Source organism: Oscillibacter sp. UBA6647 (assembly GCA_002455655.1).
Lineage (GTDB): Bacteria > Bacillota > Clostridia > Oscillospirales > Oscillospiraceae > Oscillibacter.
In genome coordinates this window covers 1-6,775 of sequence record DKLF01000159.1, presented here as the reverse complement: position 1 = coordinate 6,775, position 6,775 = coordinate 1, and the positions used below count along the sequence as shown (strand labels likewise).

The window sequence follows — 6,775 nt, the reverse complement described above, 5'->3', positions numbered from 1 at the left end:
GCTGACTTGTTGGAGGATTGTATTATGGCAATCAATCAGGACCATGACGCATTTTGCGGCTGTACCGTAATACACGAGGACATTGTGCGCAATGTGAAAAACGGGCTGACAGAACAAACTCAACTCGTAAAAATGGCAGAATTGTTTAAGGCCATGAGCGACCCTACCCGCCTGAAAATCGTCAATGCGCTGATGCTGTCCGAAATGTGCGTATGCGATATTGCTTTCCTTCTTAAAATGACCGGCCCCTCGGTTTCTCATCATCTGAAGATGCTCCGGCAATGCCAGTTAATTAAATACCGGAAAGACGGGAAAATTGTCTATTATTCTTTGGATGACGCGCATATCGCGCCGCTGTTTAAGCAAGGTTTTGAGCATGTTTCCGAAAAATAAGAACAGCTAGTCCCCGGCGATTCAGTATCTCCGGGGCATGATTGGAAATTGGCATGCACACAGATCGGATCGTATTTCAGCTTAATACTGACGGAGCCTTGCACCTGCACTTATACAGCAGTCGCACGGCTGTCTATTTGCAAAATTTGAAGTCAGGTCAATCATTTCAAAACAGAGCGCCCTTACGGATTTGATAATCCCGTAAGGGCGCTCCGGTTATTCGTTTTTCGCGATATATTCGGGCACACCCTCTAAATCTGATTCCCTGTAAATGTGATACGCCGGGTAGCGGGTATCGACGAACAGTTCAAGCCCAAGCGCTGCCGCTCGGACGCAAAAAAAACGGTCCTCTCCTTTGAGTATCCGCAGGTTTTCGATTTGCTTAAACTTCACGCCCTTCAGCAGGGCAGCGCGTGAGATCAGTGTACAAGCACCCAGCCCTCCAACCTTATACAGGCCCGGAATTTGCAGTTCGCTTAAAAACATCAGCCTTCTGAGGGCCTTTTCGCTTTCACTGAGGTTCTCTGCCTGCTGAGACGGCACAAGCGTATACTGGTCATACAGCCACACATTGGGCAGCGGCGCTGATTCCGGCTTCCATTTTGTCCAGAATATCTCGCTTACGATATCCTTTCCGCTGGCAAGCAGATGCTTAATCAGCCGTTTATTGATCAAAAGGTCAGAATCAATAAAGAAAATATAGTCGAACTCATTCTTTATGGCATACTCAATGATCCTGTCTTTATACTCCCCCACCGTGTTCATAAGCTCGTTATTCCAATAATGGGAAACCTCGGTGCATTGATATTTGTTTAGCTGCTTTCCCGGAATCGTCTTTACATTGTCGTTTCGTTGCCCGAAATCTGCCAGCAGCGCCTTTGAAGCTTCGTTCGTATTGTCGTCCACAAACAAACACTCGATATGCAGGTCATCCTTATCCGCCCTGTCCAGCGACTCTAAAAATTCGTGCAGAATATTTGGTTTTTGACAGATCGGCGACCCTATTAGTATTTTTGATTGAGCGATATCCATTTAAACCCTCATTCCACCGCAATGCGTCAGCGCAAGCAATCCCGAAAAAGTGCGGACGGCGGTATTTACAAAAATAAATTGCCTGTCGTAAATTATTATATGTTTAGCCACCTCTTCGGGTCACTATATCTGGTGTTTCGGCTCGGTGAAGCAATTGGCTTTCCCAAAAATCAGATTATTCAGCATTTTCCAGCGGGAAAGTGACCCGCCACTTCCCCTCCGTTTTCATTCCCGAGGTTACAAAATCTCCGTACAGTGAATATTCTGCAAGGTTCCCCCGGGGGATGTCAAAGACGTATTCATGATAATCAATGCGCCCGGGCTGTTCATATTGGTTGGAGAAAGAAAAGCTGTAATTGCCGTCAATTTGAGTGCCGGTTTTGTCTTTTAAATAAAAAGAACCATGATGATCGTTATCCAGCGGCTCTTTTACGGCAGTTTGAATATGCAGCTTTCCGTCAATATAGGCAATTCCAGTCAGGTCGATTTCATCAACAGGAAATGCATCCATGGGCGCTGCGGGAATCAAAGCAATGGGATTCTTCTCAAACTCCAGATAGCCTTGGTTATCCCTTCCGCCGCCCCCGTTGGGCGATACCGTTTGCGTTTGTTCGGCAGCAGGAATATCGGAAAGCTGAATTGGGATTTCAAGACCCTCATAGCTGCTTTTATGGCTTAAAAATTCCCGCACGGAAAACGTAATTTTATCGCCTGCGATGTTTTGGCTGCCCCACTCGTCAATTGTAATTAAAAACATAGCTGTTTTGGTATCTTCTTCATACCCCGCCAATTCACAATGGGCAGAGCTGTCAAAGGGCCGGTTAATGGAATAGCTGTCAAACAGGTCGGTGGTTCCATCAATGCGATCTCCGGTCAGGTCCTGCATGGTGACATATATTTCCGCTGTCTCATCATGAATATATGCGGAAACCACCTCCATCTTGATCCCGTTGTCTTCGCTTGATGTTTGTACAGGCATAAAAAATTGGGCTGCGCTTGGAGACGCCATATACATCAGCCGATAGATGGGGGCCACCGTTGCAGCAAGCGCAGGCATTGCCAACGTCAGGCAAATGCACAGCGCTGTCAAAGCCACGGCAAACCTTTTCAGGCGCAAAGCGTTCCTGCTTTTCGGGCGATTGCTGCTATAAGCCGCATTCAAAACAGCTTGCAGCACCTTGGCACTCGGTTGAATCTGCGCATTCATATGACTATATCTTTCCTTAAACATCGTACTCCTCCTTAATAAGTTTTTTGAGCAGCGCCCTTGCACGGGTAAGCTGCGTCCTTACGGTGGCGCTTTTCCGCTTTAATACCCGGGCAATTTCTTCGGTAGACAGATCTTCATAGTAAAACAGATGAATCACCTCTCGATATTTGGGCGGCAACTGCTGTAATTCGTTATAAAGGTCTGTGTCTTCCTTTGTCTCAAATTGCAGGGTTTCTTCCAATGGAACTGTCTTCCTTTTCCAAGCGGAACCCCATAGCTTTTTGGAGCAGTTGACCGTCACTTTGATAAACCATGCTTTTCTGTGGTCTTCATTTTCAAAGACCGGCCGCTTTTTTATATAGCGCAGAAAGACTTCCTGAAATATTTCATCCGTATCGTATGTTGTCCCTGTCCGTGCAAAGGCAAGGCGGTACACCAGATTGCTGTAAACCCTGATGACTTCTTCGGCGCAATCCTCCCCGCGCAATGATTGTGGCTTCATGTTTCCCCTCCCTCCTTTCACCATAAACACCCCCAGACTATCCAAAACGCTACACGGCTGGGTAAAAAATCAGTTTGCAATCAGTTTCCTGAGCTTTACTGATTATAGCATCTTAAAAGCCCGCAGAGATACTGACGCGATTTTCAAACAGCAAAAGCCGCCACTCCATGTTCATGGAATGGCGGCTTTTAAACCTGATGCGGTTTTAAAAACATTTGCAGCCCTGTAATGCAAGGGCGGGAAAGGCCGGGGCGTTCCCCAAAACCAGGGAGTACAACCGGTTTATCCCGGTTGCATAGAAATGCTTCACGCCACGGAGCAGCAGTTCCGGCAGTCCTTCCGAACATCACCCTCAGCGCACTGAAAAGTGGTACTGCGTGGTCTGGCGGTACAGTTCGCCTTTGCGCAGCACAGCGCTGGGGAAGCCGGGATGATGGGGCGCGTCCGGATAGCCTTGGGTTTCCAGACAGAAGGCCCAGCGTTTTGCATAGGGGGCGCCCCCCTTCCCTGTCGGACAGCCGTCCAGATAGTTCCCGGAGTAAAACTGAATTCCGGGCTGGGTGGTCAGCACCTCCAAGACGATGCCGGTTCCCGTTCCGTAAGCCGTGGCGGCGGGGCGCAGGGAGCCGGGTTCTCCGTCCACAGCCCAGTTGTGGTCGTACCCCTTCGCAAAGGCAAGCTGCGCAAAGGAATCGTCCACCAACGCGCCAATCGTCGTGGAGGTACGCAAATCCATAGGGGTGCGTTCCACTGGGGCAAGCTCTCCCGTGGGAATGGAGTGCGCATCGGTGGGGGTATAGCGGGAGGCCGAAATCTGGATTTCCTGATTCAAAACCGGCCCGCTGTCGTGTCCGTTGAGATTGAAATAGGCGTGGCTGGTCAGATTGCAGAGCGTATCCCGGTCACATTCCGCCCGGTATTCAATCGTCAGGCCGCTACGCTCCAAACGGTAGGTCACCTGAACGGAAAGATTTCCGGGGTAATTTTCCTGCCCGTCGGGGCTGAGCAGAGAGAGGACCAGCGTGTCGGCAGAAGCGTCCTCCACAGCCCAGACCTGCTTATCAAAGCCCGTCAGGCCGCCGTGAAGATGATTCTCCCCGTCGTTTGCGGCCAGCGGATAGCGCGTTCCGTCCAGTTCAAAGGCCGCACCGCCGATGCGGTTGGCAAACCGGCCGATGAGCGCACCGATATATTTGTCCTGCCTGCGATAGTCCTCCAGCGTGTCAAAGCCCAGAACCACGTCCACAATGGCCCCGCTGCGGTCCGGCACACGGAGCGTGCGCAGAGCGCCGCCGTAAGTCAAAATCTCACAGGACAGCGCCCCGCAGCTCAGGGTGTACTGCTCCACGTCCGTGCCGTCCGGTAGTTTGCCGAAATGCTGTTTCATCGGTGCATTCATCGCAACCCTCTCTTTTCAGCCCTGCCCGTAGTAGGCATTTTCGCCGTGCTTGCGCAGATAGTGCTTATCCAGCAACTCCTGCTGCATGGGGGCAAGGCCGGGGGTGAGGGCCATGGCGTGGAAGTCCATGAACGCACACTCCTCCAGCACTACCGCGTTGTGCACCGCGTTGAAGGGGTCGGTCCCCCATACAAACGGCCCGTGGCTGTGAACCAGCACGGCGGGCACCTGCGCAGGGTCGATGCCCCGGCTTTGGAAGGTTTCCACGATGACATTGCCGGTTTCCAATTCGTACTGCCCGGCAATCTCGCGCTCGGTCATCTTCCTCGTGCAGGGAACCTCGCCGTAGAAATAGTCCCCCTGTGTGGTTCCAAGAGCGGGAACGCCCCGGCCAGCCTGCGCAAAGCTGGTGGCCCAGCGGCTGTGGGTGTGCACAATGCCCCCCAGCATAGGGAATGCTTTGTACAGCGCCAGATGGGTGTCCGTATCGCTGGAGGGCTTATAGCGGCCCTCCACCCGGTTCCCCTCCAGATCAACCACCACCATGTCCTCCGCTTTCATCTCGCCGTACTCCACGCCGGAGGGCTTAATAACCATCAGGCCCCGGCTCCGGTCAATGCCGGAGACATTGCCCCATGTAAACGTGACCAACTGGTGTTTTGGCAGGAGGAGGTTGGCCTCCAGCACCTGCTGTTTCAGTGCTTCCAGCATGATTTCAGCTCCTTACTTCAACTTCCACGCCAGATCGCTGAGAAACAGGTCGTGCTCCAGCCGTTCCACCGTGGTATCCTTCCCGATGTGGACAAACTCAATGTCCATCATGGCGCACCAGTCCTTCATCTGCCCGGCGGTCACGTCGTAACTGAGCACCGTGTGGTGTGCGCCTCCGGCAGTAATCCAGCACTCCACGCCGGTGGTAAGCGACGGTTCGGCCTGCCACATGACCCGGGCAACCGGCAGATTGGGCATGGGCAGAATCGGCTTGACGCAGTGAATATCCTGACAAATCAGGCGCAGACGGCCCCCCATATCCACAAGGCTGACCACGATGGCGTCCCCTGCCTTGCCCTCAAACACCAGCCGGGCCGGGTCCTTCTCATTCATGCCGATGCCAAGATGGTGGGTTTCAATACGAGGCTTTTCCGCGGCACAGCAGGGGCAGACCTCCAGCATATGCGCACCCAGACTGTATTCCTGCCCCTCCACCAAATGATAGGTATAATCCTCCATGAACAAAGACGCACCGTTTCCGTTCTCGCCCATGGCCTTCAAAATGGCGGTCATAGCCGCCACCTTCCAGTCGCCCTCGCCGCCGTAGCCATAGCCCTGAGCCATCAAGTGCTGGGAGGCAAGACCCGGAAGCTGTTCCATGCCGTAAAGATCCTGAAATGTGTTGGAGAAAGCCGTGCAGCCCTCCGCGTCCAGCATTTTCCGGATGGCAATTTCCTCCCGTGCCTGATAGCGCACAAGGTCGATGTTGTCGGTGGCCATGGTGTACTGGCTCTCATAGACGGCCATCAGCGCGTCGATCTCCTCCTCGGTGACAGCGTTCATCACCTCAACAAGATCGCCTACGGCCCAGGTATTCACCTGCCAGCCAAGCTTTGCCTGCACCTCCACCTTGTCGCCCTCGGTGACGGCTACCTCCCGCATGTTGTCTCCAAAGCGCATCACCTTCAGCCCCTTGGAGACCGCAACTCCCACGGCGGACTTCATCCAGCTTCCCATCCGTTCCCGCACGGCTTCGTCCTGCCAGTGGCCCGCAATTACCTTACGGGGCATGCGCAGCCGGGCGGCGATGAACCCGTGCTCCCGGTCGCCGTGAGCGGCCTGATTCAGGTTCATAAAGTCCATGTTGATTTCTTCGTTGGGAATCTCCCGGTTATACTGGGTGGCAAAATGGCAATAAGGCTTTTGCAGGTCCACAAAGCCGTTGATCCACATTTTTGAGGGACTGAAGGTGTGGCACCAAGTGACGACACCGGCGCAGCGGTCGTCGTAATTGGCCTCTTTCACCACATCGGCAATCTCCCGGTTGGTCTTGGCGGTCAGCTTGTAAACCAACGGGTACGGCAGCACCCGGCTCAGCTCCGCCGCCATCTCAGCGGCGCGGGCATCCACGGTTTCCAGAACCTCGGGCCCGTACAGAGACTGGCTGCCCACCACAAACCAAAATTCATATTGTTTCATTGTATTATGTTCTCCTTTTACAAATGGCTCACCGCGGTGCGCTCTACTG

At 53.1% G+C, this 6,775-nt stretch carries 7 protein-coding genes; 1 reads left to right on the top strand and 6 read right to left on the bottom strand.

Going from position 1 to position 6,775, the window contains the following annotated elements; genetic code table 11:
• Positions 1 to 24: 24 nt before the first annotated feature.
• Entirely contained in the window at positions 25 to 393 is a 369-nt protein-coding gene (locus B2W96_RS11465; RefSeq protein ID WP_293010532.1) for an ArsR/SmtB family transcription factor, read from the top strand.
• Positions 394 to 609: 216 nt separating this feature from the next.
• Here B2W96_RS11465 and B2W96_RS11460 read toward each other — a convergent pair whose 3' ends face one another.
• From B2W96_RS11460 to araA, 6 genes are all read right to left on the bottom strand, one after another.
• Positions 610 to 1,425, bottom strand: coding sequence for a hypothetical protein (locus tag B2W96_RS11460; RefSeq protein ID WP_293010530.1), 816 nt, complete (start codon positions 1,423 to 1,425; stop codon positions 610 to 612).
• Between the two features lie 175 nt (positions 1,426 to 1,600).
• Positions 1,601 to 2,698 (bottom strand): hypothetical protein, encoded by a 1,098-nt coding sequence (locus B2W96_RS11455; RefSeq protein ID WP_293010528.1) that lies wholly within the window; start codon positions 2,696 to 2,698, stop codon positions 1,601 to 1,603.
• Positions 2,649 to 3,137, bottom strand: a complete 489-nt coding sequence (locus tag B2W96_RS11450) for an RNA polymerase sigma factor (RefSeq protein WP_293010527.1) — start codon at positions 3,135 to 3,137, stop codon at positions 2,649 to 2,651. The genes B2W96_RS11455 and B2W96_RS11450 overlap by 50 nt, the downstream gene beginning before the upstream one ends.
• 352 nt (positions 3,138 to 3,489) lie before the next feature.
• Positions 3,490 to 4,536, bottom strand: coding sequence for an aldose epimerase family protein (locus B2W96_RS11445; RefSeq protein WP_293010525.1), 1,047 nt, complete (start codon positions 4,534 to 4,536; stop codon positions 3,490 to 3,492).
• Between the two features lie 15 nt (positions 4,537 to 4,551).
• Entirely contained in the window at positions 4,552 to 5,247 is a 696-nt protein-coding gene (araD, locus tag B2W96_RS11440) for an L-ribulose-5-phosphate 4-epimerase (protein ID WP_293010523.1), read from the bottom strand.
• 12 nt (positions 5,248 to 5,259) lie between these two features.
• Positions 5,260 to 6,726 carry an L-arabinose isomerase gene (araA, locus tag B2W96_RS11435; RefSeq protein ID WP_293010521.1) on the bottom strand — a complete coding sequence of 489 codons (1,467 nt, stop codon included), beginning with the start codon at positions 6,724 to 6,726 and terminating at the stop codon, positions 5,260 to 5,262.
• Positions 6,727 to 6,775: the final 49 nt, after the last annotated feature.